17 protein-coding genes are annotated in these 17,251 nt (G+C 33.5%); 9 read left to right on the forward strand and 8 right to left on the reverse strand.

The window, feature by feature from the left end; all coding sequences use genetic code 11:
* Position 1 precedes the first annotated feature (1 nt).
* From JYK00_RS00705 to JYK00_RS00720, 4 genes are all read left to right on the forward strand, one after another.
* Complete coding sequence (locus JYK00_RS00705; protein WP_228288173.1) at positions 2–1,489, forward strand: carboxypeptidase M32; 1,488 nt, start codon at positions 2–4, stop codon at positions 1,487–1,489.
* Between the two features lie 285 nt (positions 1,490–1,774).
* Complete coding sequence (locus JYK00_RS00710; RefSeq protein ID WP_207566821.1) at positions 1,775–3,433, forward strand: glycoside hydrolase family 36 protein; 1,659 nt, start codon at positions 1,775–1,777, stop codon at positions 3,431–3,433.
* Positions 3,426–4,388 (forward strand): galactose-1-phosphate uridylyltransferase, encoded by a 963-nt coding sequence (gene galT / locus JYK00_RS00715; RefSeq protein WP_207566822.1) that lies wholly within the window; start codon positions 3,426–3,428, stop codon positions 4,386–4,388. The genes JYK00_RS00710 and galT overlap by 8 nt, the downstream gene beginning before the upstream one ends.
* 3 nt (positions 4,389–4,391) lie before the next feature.
* Positions 4,392–5,441: a galactokinase gene (locus JYK00_RS00720; RefSeq protein WP_207567576.1), complete on the forward strand. Its 1,050-nt coding sequence runs from the start codon at positions 4,392–4,394 to the stop codon at positions 5,439–5,441.
* A 71-nt stretch (positions 5,442–5,512) separates the two neighbouring features.
* Here JYK00_RS00720 and JYK00_RS00725 read toward each other — a convergent pair whose 3' ends face one another.
* From JYK00_RS00725 to JYK00_RS00755, 7 genes are all read right to left on the reverse strand, one after another.
* The gene (locus tag JYK00_RS00725) at positions 5,513–6,754 is read right to left on the reverse strand and encodes a Glu/Leu/Phe/Val family dehydrogenase (protein WP_207566823.1); all 1,242 of its coding nucleotides are present in this window, start codon (positions 6,752–6,754) and stop codon (positions 5,513–5,515) included.
* A gap of 221 nt (positions 6,755–6,975) precedes the next feature.
* A complete protein-coding gene (acpP, locus tag JYK00_RS00730) occupies positions 6,976–7,206 on the reverse strand; it encodes an acyl carrier protein (protein WP_207566824.1) in 231 nt (76 codons plus the stop codon).
* Between the two features lie 131 nt (positions 7,207–7,337).
* The gene (locus tag JYK00_RS00735; protein WP_228288175.1) at positions 7,338–8,882 is read right to left on the reverse strand and encodes a tetratricopeptide repeat protein; all 1,545 of its coding nucleotides are present in this window, start codon (positions 8,880–8,882) and stop codon (positions 7,338–7,340) included.
* Between the two features lie 78 nt (positions 8,883–8,960).
* Positions 8,961–9,293, reverse strand: coding sequence for an HIT family protein (locus JYK00_RS00740; RefSeq protein WP_207566825.1), 333 nt, complete (start codon positions 9,291–9,293; stop codon positions 8,961–8,963).
* Between the two features lie 22 nt (positions 9,294–9,315).
* Positions 9,316–10,521: an adenylosuccinate synthase gene (locus JYK00_RS00745; RefSeq protein WP_207566826.1), complete on the reverse strand. Its 1,206-nt coding sequence runs from the start codon at positions 10,519–10,521 to the stop codon at positions 9,316–9,318.
* A gap of 13 nt (positions 10,522–10,534) precedes the next feature.
* On the reverse strand, positions 10,535–11,797 hold the full coding sequence (locus JYK00_RS00750) for an LbetaH domain-containing protein (protein WP_207566827.1): 1,263 nt from the start codon (positions 11,795–11,797) through the stop codon (positions 10,535–10,537).
* An 11-nt stretch (positions 11,798–11,808) separates the two neighbouring features.
* A complete protein-coding gene (locus JYK00_RS00755) occupies positions 11,809–12,480 on the reverse strand; it encodes a metal-dependent hydrolase (protein ID WP_207567578.1) in 672 nt (223 codons plus the stop codon).
* Positions 12,481–12,736: 256 nt separating this feature from the next.
* On the opposite strand from JYK00_RS00755, the gene JYK00_RS00760 reads away from it, so the two are divergent.
* The 5 genes from JYK00_RS00760 to JYK00_RS00780 are packed head-to-tail and all read left to right on the forward strand — an operon-like array spanning position 12,737 to position 16,096.
* The gene (locus JYK00_RS00760; protein ID WP_228288176.1) at positions 12,737–13,111 is read left to right on the forward strand and encodes a Fur family transcriptional regulator; all 375 of its coding nucleotides are present in this window, start codon (positions 12,737–12,739) and stop codon (positions 13,109–13,111) included.
* Between the two features lie 5 nt (positions 13,112–13,116).
* A complete protein-coding gene (locus JYK00_RS00765) occupies positions 13,117–13,923 on the forward strand; it encodes a metal ABC transporter substrate-binding protein (RefSeq protein WP_207566828.1) in 807 nt (268 codons plus the stop codon).
* Entirely contained in the window at positions 13,913–14,644 is a 732-nt protein-coding gene (locus JYK00_RS00770) for a metal ABC transporter ATP-binding protein (RefSeq protein ID WP_207566829.1), read from the forward strand. The genes JYK00_RS00765 and JYK00_RS00770 overlap by 11 nt, the downstream gene beginning before the upstream one ends.
* Complete coding sequence (locus tag JYK00_RS00775; RefSeq protein WP_207566830.1) at positions 14,641–15,471, forward strand: metal ABC transporter permease; 831 nt, start codon at positions 14,641–14,643, stop codon at positions 15,469–15,471. The genes JYK00_RS00770 and JYK00_RS00775 overlap by 4 nt, the downstream gene beginning before the upstream one ends.
* A 1-nt stretch (position 15,472) precedes the next feature.
* Positions 15,473–16,096: a phosphatase PAP2 family protein gene (locus JYK00_RS00780; RefSeq protein WP_207566831.1), complete on the forward strand. Its 624-nt coding sequence runs from the start codon at positions 15,473–15,475 to the stop codon at positions 16,094–16,096.
* A gap of 44 nt (positions 16,097–16,140) precedes the next feature.
* On the opposite strand, the gene JYK00_RS00785 is transcribed toward JYK00_RS00780, so the two are convergent.
* On the reverse strand, positions 16,141–17,247 hold the full coding sequence (locus JYK00_RS00785; protein WP_207566832.1) for an ABC transporter ATP-binding protein: 1,107 nt from the start codon (positions 17,245–17,247) through the stop codon (positions 16,141–16,143).
* Between the last annotated feature and the right edge of the window lie 4 nt (positions 17,248–17,251).

The raw sequence follows: 17,251 nt of genomic DNA on the forward strand, positions 1-17,251 counted from the left end.
TATGGGAAAAAACCTGCAAAATCTAAAAAATCATCTGAAAACAATTTCAAAATTTGAAAGCGCCGTATCTCTCCTAAGCTGGGATTTTGAAACATATATGCCACCAAAAGCTGCTCAAAAACGCGCAGAAATCATAGGGGAAATAGCCGGACATGCTTTTAAACTTTTCACCTCAGACAAAACTGGCCTTTTAATTGAAAAAGCTGAAAGTGAAGCATCAAGCGACATAGATAAAGCTGTCATTAGAGTGGCGAAAAAAGAATACGAAAAAGCAAAAAAAATTCCCCCTGAACTTTTTAAAGAATTTCAAATAACCACTTCAAAAGCACAGCATTTCTGGGAAATCGCAAAAAACGAGAACAACTTCGCGATTTTTCAACCACATCTTGAAAAAATCGTTGAACTAACAGGAAAAATAGTTGATTGCCTGGGGTACAAAGAAAATAAATATGATACACTTCTTGACCAATACGAACCTGGATTGAAAACATCTCAATTAAAAAAGATTATATCTTATGTAAAACCATTCCTTGTAAATTTTCTCGACAAAATTGAAAACGGAACAAAACCTGACGATAAAATTTTAACTGGTGATTTTTCAATTGAAAAGCAAAAAAAGTTTTCAGAAAAAATTCTTGATTTCTTAAACTACGATAAAAATGCTGGGAGGTTAGACGTATCTGCACATCCTTTTACAATAACAATTGGCGCATTTGATGTGAGAATTACAACAAGATATTCCAGATCTGATTTGAAAAACTCTATATTTAGTACCATACACGAATGTGGCCACGCACTTTACGAACAGGGTATTCCTGAAGATTTTAGAGAGTTACCAATTGGCGAAGGCGCATCAATGGCCATCCACGAAAGCCAATCCAGGTTCTGGGAAAATATTGTTGGTAGAAGCTTAAATTTCTGGAAATTTGTATATCCAACATTCTGCGAAATTTTCTCCGAATTTGAAAATGTTCCCGTAGAAAAATTCTGGAAAGCTATTAATAAAGTTGAACGTTCGTTCATTCGCACCGAAGCTGATGAAGTTACATATAATCTTCATATAATGCTAAGATTCGAAATTGAAGAGGCTTTAATAAACAATAAAATATCCGTAAAAGATTTACCCGTTATCTGGAATGAAAAAATGAAAGAATACATAGGTGTTATACCTGAAAAAGAAAGCGATGGGGTACTACAGGACGTTCATTGGTCTCACGGTTCATTTGGTTACTTCCCTTCATATATGTTGGGAAATCTATACGCAGCACAGTTTTATCATACTATGACAAAAGACATTTCCGATTTCGACGAAAGGATACTACAGGGAGATTTTAAAAGCATTTTAAACTGGTTGCGCGAGAAAATTCATTCAAAAGGGAAAATCTATGAACCTCTCGAACTTCTTAAAAATGTTACAGGTGAAGATTTAAATCCTGAATATTACGCAAATTATATAACTAAAAAATTCACAATGATATACAATCTATAAAGAACGTTGGCTTAATCATTAAATAGCCCGCGTTGCGGGCTATTTTTGTAAAAATTATAAGGATAAGATTCCTCGCCTTCTCGCTTCTCGGAATGACATGAAAATAGTGTGTCATTCCAAACAAATGTGAGGAGGATGTCATCCTGAGGAACGAAGTGACAAAGGATCTTATTTTACTAATCTCGCTAACTCTCGCCAATCTCGCCAATTATTATCTCTAAAATTCACAAAATGATATAATTAAAAAAGAGCGAAAAGTACTTTTTCAAAAGGAGAGAAAATTAAATGAAAATTCTTGGACATTCTTTTGAAGATGGAAAAATTACTTTTGAAGCAGAAAATTTTGTGATTAGATTAAAAGTAAAAAAAATACCGGAAGGTTACATTATAAGCGGTGAGATAAAGGGAAAGCCTAAAAGAGTTGAAATATTTCGCACAGAAATGCCTGAAATTTTTTTCATAAACAACTGGCAATCCTGGGGACCTGCAAAAAAAATGAAAAGAGGTGAAAAACTTAAAATTCCAGAAAAAATTTTAGAAAACTTTGGTTATGGATTTAATCCAAACCCTCATCTTTTTGAACAAAACGTTGTCAGTGACTACTTTTACGGAGAAAAAAAACTTGTAGTTGGCTTTTTAAGTTCTAAATATGCACATCCGTTTTTTCTATTCGATGGTCATGAAGTTGTTGGATATCTTGATTATTTTGAAGCAACCTATGAAGATTTCATACCTTTAGAACCGTTAATAATTCTCCATGGCAATTTAGATGATCTTTTACCTGTATACGCAGAATATGTGAAACTGAAAAACAATCTTCAAATAACAAAAAGAAATCCTGTTGGCTGGTCAAGCTGGTATCAGTACTTTTCAAAATTAACTTGGGAAGATATCCTTAAAAATCTTGGACTTGCAAAGGAATATCTTTATGAAGTCTTTCAGATAGATGATTCCTGGGAAATAGACATAGGTGACTGGCAGCCTAACGAAAAATTCCCTCCGCTGGAAGAAATGGCAAAAACCATTAGAAAGCATGGATTTATCCCGGGAATCTGGATCGCTCCTTTTAGTGTTTCTGAAACATCTTTGTTAGCTAAAAACCATAAAGATTGGCTTGTGAAAGACGAAAATGATAGCCCATTACTCGCTTATAGAAACTGGAATAAAAATATATACGCTCTTGATATAACAAATGAAGAAGCAGCAAAGTGGCTTAAAAACATATTTAAAAGACTAAAAGATGCAGGATTTGAATACTTTAAAATAGACTTTCTCTTTGCAGGAGCAATTCCTGGAAAAAGGCACCTGAACATTTCCCCAATAGAAGCTTATCGCTTAGGACTCAAGTTTATTAGAGAGGTTGTTGAAGATTCTTTTATTCTTGGATGTGGCGCTCCTTTACTTCCATCTGTAGGGTTGGTAGATGGAATGAGGATAGGGCCAGACACTGCACCTTATTACAATCCGGAAACCCCTGGCGCCTTTATTCCCAACGCTTTCTATGCTCTTAGAAACACTATTACAAGATATTATATGAATGGTAAGTGGTGGTGGAATGATCCAGATTGTCTCCTCTTAAGAAATATAGATACAGAATTAAATCTATGGGAAAAGAAAGCGTACGCTTTTGTTTCTGGTATGCTTAACAACATGATTATTCAAAGCGACGATTTATCATTGTCCATAGAAAGATATCTATTAGATAGCGCATTAAAGCTTAGAGGAGGCCGGGCGTTTGTTAAAGGATTAATGGAAGAAGTTTATGAAATATTTGCAGAAGGCACAGGTATTGGAAATGTTAAATTGAGAATTAACCTTAAAAAAGAAAGATCAGAGTTATCAGTTGATGAAAAATCTATAAAACTCTTAAAGCAAGTAAAAACAAAGGGTGATGGAAGAAAATTCAATTATTATCAGCAAAAAGGTGATGATAAAGATGCTTGAATTGAGGTATAATCCTTTAACTGACGAATGGATTATTGTTTCTGCTTTTACTCAAAAAAGACCTACCAGGCCAAAAACGACTGAATGCCCTATTTGCCCAGGAGGGGTAGAATTTCCTGGTACTTATGATCTTGTATCTTTTGACAATAAGTATCCTTCATTACAATTAAATCCACCTAACGTAGTTTCCGAATCTCCCATTTTAAAAAGGAAACCTGCAAAAGGGAATTGTGAGGTAATTGTTTATACATCGAATCACCAATCATCACTTTCAGAAATGCCTTTACTTCAAATAGAAAAACTCATAGAAATGTGGGTAGATCGAACTCGCGACTTGATGCAATATAACTTTGTAAAATATATTTTTATATTTGAAAATAGAGGCCAGGAAGTTGGTGCATCACTTGAACATCCTCATGGTCAACTTTACGCGTTTCCTTTTATACCAATCAGAATTTCCAGAAAATTAGATGCTTTTGAAAAAGGTTACGAAGAACACAAAAAGTGCGTAATATGTAAAATCCTGGAAGAGGAATTATCAAAAAAAGAGAGAATAGTGTATGAAAATGAAACAATGATAACAATCGTACCATTTTATGCTCGCTTTCCATATGAAGTACATATTTATCCTAAAAGACATGTTGATTCCTTCCTGTACCTTTCTGGCCAGGAAAAAAAAGATTTAGCAAAAGCCTTGAAAATAATTACTATGAAGTATGATAGGTTATTTAACATACCCTTTCCATACATGATGATGTTTTTCCAGAGCCCTGTAAATACAAAAGATTTTTCCCGGATCTTCCATTTTCATGTAGAATTTAATCCGCCCAAAAGGGATAAAAACAAAATTAAATGGATGGCAAGTGTTGAAACTGGAACGTGGACATTCATAAATCCCAAAATTCCAGAAGAAGCTGCACAAGAACTCAGGAATATTAAAGTTGAGGTGAAATAAATGATCAAAGTTAGAGCCCCTGGACGAGTAAATATAATAGGAGAACATACAGACTATAATGGAGGATTTGTATTACCATTTGCAATTAATAAGTACGTAAATGTTGAAGTAAAGGCGAGTAATTTGTATAGATTTATTTCCAAAAACATGGAACCCACAGTTGAAACCAAAAAATTAACACGCACAAATACCTGGGCAGATTATATAATTGGTATTTTAAACATCATATCTGAAACGTATAAAATTGATTTTGTTGAATTTGTTATATCTTCAGATCTACCTGCAGGCGCAGGGCTTTCAAGTTCTGCGGCTCTGGAAGTAGCAACTGCGTATGCTATTTCAAAACTATTTTCTTTAAATCTAACAAAAAAAGAAATAGCACTTATTGCTTATAGGGCTGAAAATGAATTTGTTGGGACAAAATGTGGAATAATGGATCAATATACTGTGGCTCTTTCAAAAAAAGACCACGCGTTATTTATAGATACCCAGATCAAAAATTATAAATACATACCTCTTCAAATTAATCCATATAGATTTTACATAATAAACTCGGGAATTAAACACAAGCTCAGCAATTCCGAATATAATCGCAGAAGAGAAGAATGTGAAACAGCGCTGAAAATATTGAAAAAAGCAAATTTCAGAGAAATAACATTTAATGACCTTAAAAAGTTGCAGGGAATCTATAAAAAAAGAGTTCAACATGTATTAGAAGAAAACGATAGAGTTTTAAAAACAATAAATGCTTTAAAAGCAGGAAAATCTCTTGAAATAGGAAAATATTTATATGATTCTCACAAAAGTCTAAAAGAACTTTATGAAGTTTCATGCGAGGAAATAGACTTTATAGTGGAATATTTAAAACAGGAAAAAATACCCGGTGCAAGAATAATTGGTGGAGGATTTGGAGGCAGCGTACTTGTATTAGCAGGTGAGAATTTCCCGAAAATATTTAGCAAACTAAAAACGGTTTATGAAACAAGATATCCTTACAAAATTTCACTACTCAATATAACAAGTTCAAACGGCGTTGAAATTGTCGGTAAATAATATTACAACATTACAAAACAGGGAGCATTTTGACAATGCTCCCTTAAATTTGTTACCCGAAAATTTATTAATTAAATCCAGCCTCGAGCCTTCATTGCTTCCATGAGTCTTTCCACTGCCACTACATACACAGCTTTCCTGCTATCTATGCCCTTTTCCTTCATTGTTTCATAGACTTTATGGAACGCTCTTGTCATTATCTCATCTAACTTTTGATGAACTTCTCTCTCAGACCAATAATATCCCATTCTATTTTGAATCCACTCAAAATAAGAAACAGTAACTCCTCCAGCATTTGCAAGAACATCAGGTATAACAAATATTCCCTTTTTGAAGAGTATATTGTCTGCTTCTGGTGTCACAGGACCATTGGCAAGTTCAAGAATATATCTTGCTTTTATATTCTCAGCATTATTTTCGGTTATCACATTCTCAATAGCAGCTGGAACAAGTATATCTACATCTAATTCAAGTAATTCTTCATTGGTAATATTTTTTGTACCATTGAAATTAATAACACTTCCTGTTTTATTTTTGTGCTCCAATACAGCACCGTATGATAATCCGTGTTCTGTATAAATTCCTCCTCTTGAATCTGATACAGCTACAACTTTAACACCAACCTCACTTAAAAATCGTGCGGCAAATGAACCCGCATTTCCAAACCCCTGAACTGCAGCAGTTAATCCTTTAAAATCTTCCCCCCTAACTTTCAGTGCTTCTCTTAAAACAAAAAAACCTCCCCGCGCAGTGGCAGTTCCCCTTCCCTGAGAACCACCTACAACTTTTAATTTTCCCGTAATAACTCCCGGTTGGTAAGAACCTACAAGTTTACTGTATTCGTCCATCATCCAGGACATAATTTGTGAATTTGTGTACACATCAGGCGCGGGAATGTCCTGATCAGGACCAATGTATTTATAAATTGCATCTATATAACCTCTTGACAATCTTTCTAATTCCCCTTGCGAAAGTTCCTTGGGGTTAACTTTAATACCTCCCTTTCCTCCGCCATATGGTATACCAACCACAGCATTTTTTATTGACATCCAGGCAGATAATGCCATAACCTCGTCTTTTGTTACATCCGGATGATACCTTATGCCTCCTTTTGTAGGTCCAGGTGCAAAATTGTGCTGGGAACGCCAACCGGTAAACACCTTTATTGACCCATCATCCATTCGCACAGGAATGGAAACTTCAATGATTCTCATAGGTTTTCTAAGAATCTCAAAAGCCCCTTCTGGTGCATCTACATACTCAATAGCTCCTTCAAGTTGTTTGAGATAATTTTCAAAAGGATTCATTGCCATTCACTATCCCCCCCTGGTTGAAATTTGGCATCTTAAATATACTAAATTTGAGAAATTATAAAAAGATTGTCTATATGCAATTATTTTAAAATAATTAGCTCTAAGCAATTGTAATTATATTTAAACAGTTGTATTGAATAATTGGTGATTATTATTTTTTATTTGAACAAATAAAAAAGGCGCAGATAATCTGCGCCTTTTAAGCAAAATATATATGAAGCTCACACCCGTGCTGAAATAAGTTCCAACACATCCTTAACAGTTTTAATTTTTGACAGATCCTCATCCTCTACCTTAATATTGAACTCGTCCTCAAATGCCATAACAAGATCCACCATATCCAGAGAATCAGCCCCAAGATCATCTGTTAAACTCTTCTCATCAGTTACTTCTGAAACGTCAATACCTAACTGCTCGGCTATAATTTCCTTAATTTTTTGCTCAACTGACATAATACGCACCTCCTTGAAAAAGTTCAAGGTAAATAATACCACAATAAACAGTTAGTGTCAAGCAAGAAAGTTAAATGCGTTTAATTTAGATATATGCCGTTATGCATGTAAAATTCAAGGTTTTAGGCGCGTCATGTCTTTGCGTTTACTTTCAAGAGAAAGAGCAGTATTTTTCCAAAGGTAAGAGATGAAATAGGAGAAATATCGTCAACAATAGGCTCATAACTAAGGATTTCCAGGAAATATTTAATAAACTCATAAGTAGTTGATGGTTCTGAAAAAGTATCAATAAAATCCTCCATAGAAGTTCTATTTTCCTCCAGATATTTTATTACCTCCTGGTAAAACGGATAATGTATAAAGCTTACTTGTTCAAGAATTTTTTGTATAATGCTATCTAAGGGTTCGCTTGTAAACAAAAAGCCGATGTATGTCATTGTTAATGCTTTTGCTAAAAGCAATCCTTCTGTGTCTCCATACAGTGCTACAGAAGTCTTTGTAGCATTTTTTTCGATAAGTATAGGATCTCCTCCTGATATGTAAATACCAGACAATACATATGGCAAATAAGTTATGTATTCTTTTCTTTTATCTCCAACTCTTTTTATCCCAAGAATGTTCATAAACTCCTCTATATTTATCTCTCCCATATCATCTGTTATATTGAAAATCAAGGAAATTTCATCCTTAAAAGGATATTCTATTCTTGTAAGTTTATCCTCAATACTCTCTTTGCTTTTAACAGCGTTTTCCAGAAAATGTGCATATTCTGAATCAAACTTTTTTAAATCCATCAATAATTTATCTGTAATTCCTTCGATAAAAAGTCTGGCTTTTATATAATTTTCTTCGAATTGCTCACCAGCATTTTTGAGACTTTCTATAGCCTCTTCGTACAAACCAAGATTTTTCTGAATTATACCAAGTTCATTAAAAACTTCTGGCGCTGGAAAATTTTTAACTAATTCTTTCAAGATTTGCATTGCCTGAAAATGTTTTCCTAACTTTGAAAGCGTATAAGATAGATTATATGCTATTTCTGGTTTGTATTCTATTGAAAGGCCTTCTCTAAACATTTTTTCAGCCTTATTAAACTGATTTTTTTCATTATATAAAACTCCCAAGCGCAGGTATATCTCCGGCAATTTTTCAACTTTAAGAGCAGACTTATATGCTATTTCTGCATCAGTTAGCTGCCCACTTTCAAAATAGGTGTCACCTAATTTAAGAAGCGGAAGAGCAAAATCTTTATTTAATTCAAAAGCTTTAAGATAAGATTGAACAGCTTCATCGTAATCCTTTTTTAAATATAGAATGTTCCCGAGCTCATAATAACCCAGTGAAAAAGTTTCATTCATAGATATTGACCTTTTTAACTCAACTTCTGCGTTTTCATAATCTCCCAATTTTGAAAATAATAATCCATAGTAAAAATGATAACGATAATCATACAAAACTCCCTTTGCTTTTTCCAGAGTAACTCTCGCCTTCTCAAACTTTTCTTCATTCAAATACTTTTTGAATTCTTCGTAATAAAAATATACTAAATACGAAGCCCAGTACTCTGACTTACTCACAGAATACTGGGCTTCTAACCCTCGAATTATTACGTTGAGAGGTATTTTATCCATTTCAGTAATAAGCGGAAGATCTTCCACTAATACTGGAAGTTTCAATGGTAAATTTTGTGATTTTGCAATTTCAGGTTTTATAGGTAAATAAACAATAGCCTTAATACTTTCTCCTCCCAGATCTCATCCAATTTTCCCGAGTTTTCTTCCAGAAATTATATGAAAATGTATATGAGGAATTTCCTGTCCTGCCTGTGCACCATTATTTGCAACTATTCTGTAGTAATCCATATTTTCGTTCTTTGTTATTTTCTTAATAATGTCAAAAACTTTCCAGAATCTCCTTGCATCATCCTCAGAAAGCTCGTGGATCGTTGGGACATGCTTTTTGTATATAAGTAATAAATGCGTTGGTGCTACGGGCCGTATATCTTTTATTACAATAAAATCTTCATCTTCATAAACTCTTTCCGAAGGAAGTTTACGTTCAATTATTTTGCAAAATACGCAATCCATATTTTCTCCCTCCATAACTTAATTATGTTTTGATTATTTGATCCACTTTTGGACCAGTGGAAATATGAGTTATATTAATTCCAACATGTTTTTCCACAAATCTTACAAAGTTTACAAAATTACTATCCTCAAGCGACTGCCATCCAGGAAGATACTCGTAAACAGGTGTAACATTCTCCAAATCAAGTGTTTCAAGTTCATCTATGACCTTCGTTCCATTTTTATATGCAACACACACCGGGATTTTCTCCAGACCATTCAATATATCTGCTTTCGTCATTATTAATTCATTACACCCCGAAACATTCACCGCATATTTTAGAAGTACAAGATCAAGCCACCCACAACGTCTCGGTCTTCCTGTTGTCGCTCCAAATTCATGCCCTCTTTTTCTTAAATCCTCCAACTCTTTCTCAAAAACTTCAGTTGGAAAAGGACCATTTCCCACTCTCGTAAGGTAAGCTTTAAAAACTCCTATACGTTTTTCCAACGACAACGGAAATCCCACAGAATTTGGAATATTTGTAAGATTACAATTTGTACTTGTAACGTAAGGGTAAGTTCCAGCATCGACATCTAGAAGTATTCCTTGAGTTCCTTCAAACAACACTTTTGAATTTTTTATTAACTCTATTATTTTTAAATGTGGTTTTACATAATCTGCTATTTCTTCATAACTGTTAATTAAATCCTGAAATTCCGTCCACTCTATGTTATAAAGTTCTTTATAAAGCTTCGAAATAAAGTTCAACCTTTCCATTAAAAGTGATTTATCTTTAAAATCCTTCAGTCTTACCCCAATTCTACCAACTCTGTCTGCATAAGCTGGGCCTATTCCACGCTTTGTTGTACCTATGGCATTTCCTTTTTTAAGCTTCTCAAGCTTCTCATCAAGTTTTTTATGAACAGGAAGTACAATATGGCACAATTCAGAAATTAACAGTTTATCTTTTATAGAAGTAACATTCGAAAGATTGCGTATCTCGTCTAACAATACACCAATATCGACAACAACGCCACCTGATATTATAGCTTTCGTGTTGAAATCTTTATGTATAGAAGGAAAAAGATGGTGTACAAACTTTGTATTGTCATCATACTCAACTGTATGTCCAGCATTACTTCCTCCGCTGTATCTAACAACATAATCGTAAAATTTTGAAAAGTAGGTGACTATTTTCCCTTTCCCTTCATCACCCCATTGCAATCCAACAATAGCTGTTTTCAAGTTCAACCTCCTCTCAATAATCCTCTATATTCGAGTTTTTATCCTTCTGAAGATTAACTATTTTAGAAAATCTTTTACGAATCTCAGAATGAACCATTTTAAGCGTTCCAACATTTGAATCATAAAGCTTTGCAGTAGAATAATCTGAAAGAGTAAGATTATTTATTGTTGCGCTTTTAGTTGAAAGATTGCAAGCTTTTGATAGATGCAAAAAATCAATATTTGACCTTATAAAACTAACTTTCGAAAAGTCATACATGTTCGCCTGTCCTATAAGTAAGTCATAGCCTAAAACATTGGAAAATGTTTCTACAGTTATCCTTTTCAAATAACTTGCTTGAATTAAAACATTCCTCGTACTTCTGATGCTCAAATTTGTTACAGTAGAATCCTGGATTACCACAAATGAGGAGTATTTTATCTCAAGATCATCTATCACCGAATCCTTTACTATCACCACATTGGTTTTGTTTAATTTTACTTCGCCTACGTTAGTGTTTTCTAAAAATATGAGCCTTCCCACGTTACTGGTAATTTTTCCAGAGAACTCTTTTTTACTTATATAGAGAGTTCCCTTCGCCTGAACATCAATATCGATATTTCCAGAAAATACTACTCCTTCTGGAATATTCAAATTACCCTTTGTTATAAAGGACGCTCCAGAAATAGCTTTAATTTCTACCCCTGGTTCTATGAATAAAACAGAATCTTCGGGAATTATAACTTTACCTATAATTTTATACGGAGATTTCGATGTTAACAAAATGTATTTTCCATTAATTCCTCCAATAGGTGTTTTGGACTCAAGAGGAGTCACTTTGCTCACACTTGGCCTTATATAAGAAAATCCTCCAAGATTTCCTGCATCATCTTTAGAAAATACAACAGTTGGAAAACGATCACCGCGAGTAAAATTTCCGGATATTTCTCCGATTATAGGATTCTCACGACTGTCTATCGATAATAACATAGCAGGTCTTTTAAAAAAAACACTATCTGGATCACGAATAACAAATTCTGTAATCGTAGGAGGTTTTGTATCTACAATTACTCTAAAAATAAACTCCTGATATTCTCCAACAAGTCTTAGTGTATGTGCACCATCTAAATAATCAAGACCACTAATTGTATTATCTGTAATAATTGTTCCATCAAAAAACGCAACTAATCCTTCAAAATCAAATTCAACATCCTCTGGCCCTATATAACGTGGAATATTGAGAGAATAACCTATTGTAAATACCAATACAAAAAACGAGAAAAGTATCCTTTTCATGAAAGCCTCCTTCAAACCTCAATATACTCTCCAGGTTTTAAAATTGTACATTTTATTCCACGCTTTTCAGATTCTTCTTTGAAAAGCCTATCATCAGCTTTTATAACATCCCATGTGTTGTAATGCATAGGAATTACCATCCCTGGTTTTATCATTTCAAGAGCTTTCAATGCATCTTCCACATCCATAACAAAATTGCCTCCTATTGGAAGTAAAGCTATATCAATATTGTTAATTAATTCCATATCCTTTGTAAGACCGGTATCGCCAGCATGATAAAATCTTTTCCCAACATCAATGATAAATCCAGAGGGGGTTCCTCCGTAAACAATATCTTCCCCATCGATTATTCCAGAACCGTGAAGAGCAGGTGTTAATTTTAAAGTACCAAAATCAAAAGTGGCCTTACCTCCTATATGCATAGGGTGAACTTTTTTGACCCCTTTTTTTTGTAAATACAAACATATCTCAAAATTTGAAATAACAGTAGCGTTATGTTTGTCTGCCAATTCCACAGCATCTCCTATATGATCTCCATGGCCATGAGACACAAGAATATAGTCAAGATCTGGCAGCTTAAAATTTTGTGGGAATGAAGGATTTCCTGTTATAAACGGATCAATTATGATATTTTTTTTACCTGTTATCAAAAACGTCGCATGACCCAAAAACGTCAATTTCATCATTTTTCACCTCCCCAATAGATTGAACAGGTATACCATTAAAATTATACCATGAGTCATATAAGATTGGCGAGGTTGGCGAGGTTAGCGAGATTGGGAAAATTGGCAAGGACTGTCCTGAGCATGAAGTGCGAAGAATCTTACAAAGTTTGTAATAGATGGAAGAACAGGGAGGACTTGACTTTAAGATATTTTTTCATTAAAATTAAATATGCAAATTATTTGCAAATTATTTATCGACAAGGGTGAAGTGTGTATGAAAAGAATGACTAAATGGAGGAAAGAAGTATTAAAGATAATACAAAAAAGCGATAAACCTCTAAACGCTGAAGATATTTACAGGTTAGTAGAACATAAACCAAATTTTTCAACAATCTACAGGGCTTTAAATTACTTAGAGAAGGCTGAATTTGTTAAATCTATTTCTTTTGGAAATACTCCAAAATACTATTATTCAAATAACGAGCATCGTCATTTTTTATACTGCTTAAAATGCGGAAAAATTGAAACTTTTGATTTGTGTATGGCTCAAGAGTTAGAAAACAAAGTGAAAAAAAACTTTATGTTTGAAATCTTTGATCATATATTTTACTTTAAAGGACTTTGCAAAAATTGTTCTGAAAGGAGGTAGTTCTCGTGAAAAAAACTTTAGTAATATTTTTTATAACTTTCTCAATGATTATTCTGGGATACACAATCACAGCTACAATAAATCCATATTACTTACTTTTAAAAGATTTAGCCGGGAACAAAATGGAAATATTTTTGTTAATAAAACCTGGTGCAAATCCTCATTTGTATTCTCCAAAAATCAGCGATGTAAAAAAGATGAACTCATCTGACCTGATAATAGCAAATGGATTAGAGCTTGAACCTTATATAAAAAATAATAATAAGGTATTCTATGTTTCAAAATTTATTCCAGAAATGTTTATAATAGACAACAATCCTCATATATGGCTCAATCCTTTTTTTGCCAAATACTATATAATACCTGGAATAACCAAAAAATTAATCGATATAGATCCTGAAAATAAAGTTTATTATCTAAACAGGGCAAAATCTATAATAAATAACCTTGACGCTATTATAAAAGAGTTATACGAGTTCCTTGGAAAATTTCAGGATAGCAAAGTACTTGTAGAACATCCAAGTTTTTACTACTTTTTCAATGAGTTTGGAATAAGAAGTATTCCTTTAGAATCTGGACATGGTAAAGAAGTTTCAATAAAAAACATAATAGAAATTTTAAAAAAGGGAGAAAATTTAGTGGCTATTTTTGGTGAAGCTCAGCAGAACACACGTTCTTTGAAAATAATATCCAAGGAACTTCAAAAAAAATATTACATTCTTGACCCTCTTGGAAACAATGCAAAGAATTATGTCGATATATTCTTAAACAACCTTAAAATAATAAAAGAGGCGTTTTCTTATGCAAAATAATATAGTTATTAAAGCTGATAATCTTTCATACAAAGTAAACGGCGTTGAAATATTAAAAAACGTAAGTTTCATCATAAACAAAGGAGAATTTGTTGGACTTATTGGCCCAAATGGTGCTGGTAAATCTACGCTTGCAAAAATAATTATTGGCCAGATAAAGAATTTCAAAGGACATGTAGAAGTTAATGGCACGATAGGTTACCTTCCCCAGATTCAAACTATCAACAGAGAAGTTCCCATACTGGCAATAGAATTAGTTCAAATGGGCGCTTATAGAAAATACAAAAGAAAATTAAGTTTTTCGTATAAAAAAGCTACTGAATTAATGAAAAGAGTAGGACTTGATTCACACATTAATCAGCTGGTAAGCAGTATGTCCGGTGGAGAACTCCAAAGACTTTCACTTGCACGCGCTCTGCTTTCCGAGCCTGATATTTTAATACTTGATGAACCGGAAGCAGGCGTTGATCAAATGGGTAAAGCACAATTTTACACACTTATCGACGAAATTAGAAAGGAACACAATATAACAATAATCATGATTTCACATGATATTGGAATGGTATTTGAAAAGTGCACAACAGTTATGTGCCTAAATAAGACGCTTCATTGCCATGGCCCCTCAGAAAAAATTTCCCCAGAGGAACTTAAAGAATTATTCCCCGATTTTGATTTATGGATAAGAGGAAAAAATCATTATGAAAGGGAGCATAAATTATGACAAATCTTTTTGAAGATCTAATCACATATGAATTCTTCAGATATTCAATACTGGCAAGTCTATTGGTAGGTTTTTTAGCTGCACTAATTTCTCCAATAGTTGTTTATAAAAAAATGGAATTTATAGGTGACGGAACAGCTCATGCGGCTTTTGCAGGTCTGGCGCTCGGAGTATTATTAGGATACGATTATAGATGGGCAGCAATAGCAAGTGCCGTATTATTTTCATTCATTATAGGATATTTAACAAATAAAACTAAAATCGCAGAAAATAGTGCAATAGGAATGTTATTACCGGTTTTTATGTCTATAGGGGTAATTATACTTTCTTTAAGCACAAAATACACTCAAGATGTGATGGGATACCTATTTGGAAACATACTATTTATTGAAATAACCGACATCTGGTTTCTACTCATAGTAACTACAATTACCTTATTTGTAATATTCTATTTCAGATACGAAATTTTGTACTTTCTTTCAGACGAAAATATGGCAGAATTCTATGGAGTTAATACAAAAATGATAAGAATCTTATTACTCATACTTATTTCTATAATAGTTGTTAGTTCTGTTAAAATAACAGGAATTATACTTATTAGTGCGCTTATTGTAATCCCTGGATTAATTTCGAAAAAACTTGGAAATTCATATAAAAATGCTATAATTGCTTCGGTAATCTTTAGTGTTTTAATGTCAATTTCTGGAATGGCTTTCGCGTACTATTTTGACATTCCTCCAGGACCATCTATAGTTCTAAATTATTTTGTACTGTTTCTATTAACAGTCTTTTTCAAACAACGTATAAGCAAGGAGGAAAAGGATTAGTATGAAACAAATCCTAATAGTTTTCTTTATTTTCTTTATCTTCTCTATTCTTTTTTCATTTAGTATAGAAGAAATTAAAAACGATATTTCGTCAATAACCATAACAGAGGATTATGCATTGTTCATACCATTTACTTTGGTTGATGAACCCATCAGGAATAACTTACCATCAGAAACTAACTTTTTCATAGTTAATTTCATAAACAACATGGACACAAAAGACTTTTTGATGCTCTCTGGTATCACTGCACTAATTACATATTTAGATGATCCATACCTATCATTTACAATTATAGAAAGCACGTTATTTACCGGAGGAGTTACACAACTACTTAAATTTTTAACGGGAAGAGCACGACCATACGAAAACAAAGGAAGTTTCCACTTCAGACCGTTTAACTTTGAAAATTCGTATCATTCTTTTCCTTCAGGCCATAGCTCTCTCGCATGGGCAATATTCACACCAATAGCCGAAAAATACGGTAACATCTGGCTGGTAATTCCGGCCATATTTTCAATCTCTCGAGTTCTGGGAGATTATCACTGGACTTCTGATGTAATTGCTGGAGCTATACTGGGATACAATATTGGAAAAACATTTTTTAAAACTAAAAGTGCGCCTTAATAAGGCGCACTTTCATTAAACAAACATTGCCAGTCACTGCATTATTAAAGAATAGACTTTTCTGTTTCTTTATCAAAAATATGCATTGTGTTCATATCAAATACTATATCCATTGTTTGCTCTTCTTTTGCTTCTGTTTTTGGATCAACCACTGCAATTATTTTATCTTCACCAACCATAAGATGGAGTATTGTCTCACTTCCAAGAGGTTCCACAACGTCAACTTTCGCAGTGGCCGTATTTTCTCCTTCTTTTGGTGCTATTGCAAACATTTTATCATAAATATTTTCCGGCCTTATACCAAAAATAACCTCTTTATCAATGTAATCTGTAAGTTTTTCCTCAAACTTGGCAGGAATTTTAAGTTTTAATCCCTTTGATTTAATCCAAAGTCCTCCGTTGTCTTTAATAATCGTTGATTCCACAAAATTCATAGCAGGACTACCTATAAATCCTGCAACAAATATATTCGCCGGATGATTGTAAATTTCATTTGGAGTACCTATTTGCTGAATAACTCCATCTTTCATAACTATGATTTTATCGGCCATCGTCATAGCTTCAATCTGGTCGTGTGTAACGTATACAATAGTTGCTTCGAGTCTATGATGAAGTTTTTTTAATTCTGATCTCATTTGAACCCTTAATTTTGCATCAAGGTTTGATAGAGGTTCATCGAATAAAAACACTTTTGGATCTCTCACAATAGCCCTACCAACTGCAACCCTTTGCCTCTGACCACCTGAAAGTTGTCTTGGCTTTCTATCAAGTAGTTGTTCTATTCCCAAAATTTTGGCAGCTTCTCTAACTCTTCTATTAATTTCATCTTTTGGAACTTTTCTAAGCTTCAAACCAAAAGCCATATTATCAAACACTGTCATGTGAGGATAAAGAGCATAATTCTGAAAAACCATGGCAATATCTCTATCCTTAGGTTCTACATCATTAACCACCTTTCCGTCGATTTTTAAAGTTCCACGTGTTATTTCCTCAAGACCAGCAATCATCCTTAAAGTTGTCGTTTTTCCACAACCTGAAGGACCAAGAAGCACTACGAATTCCTTATCTTCAATGGTAAAAGTAGCGTCCTTAACAGCTTCAACCTTTCCATCGTATATTTTCCATACATGTTCAAGATGTACCTGAGCCATTAGA

Origin of the sequence: Thermosipho ferrireducens (assembly GCF_017358165.1) — a bacterium.
Taxonomy (GTDB): Bacteria; Thermotogota; Thermotogae; order Thermotogales; family Fervidobacteriaceae; genus Thermosipho_B; species Thermosipho_B ferrireducens.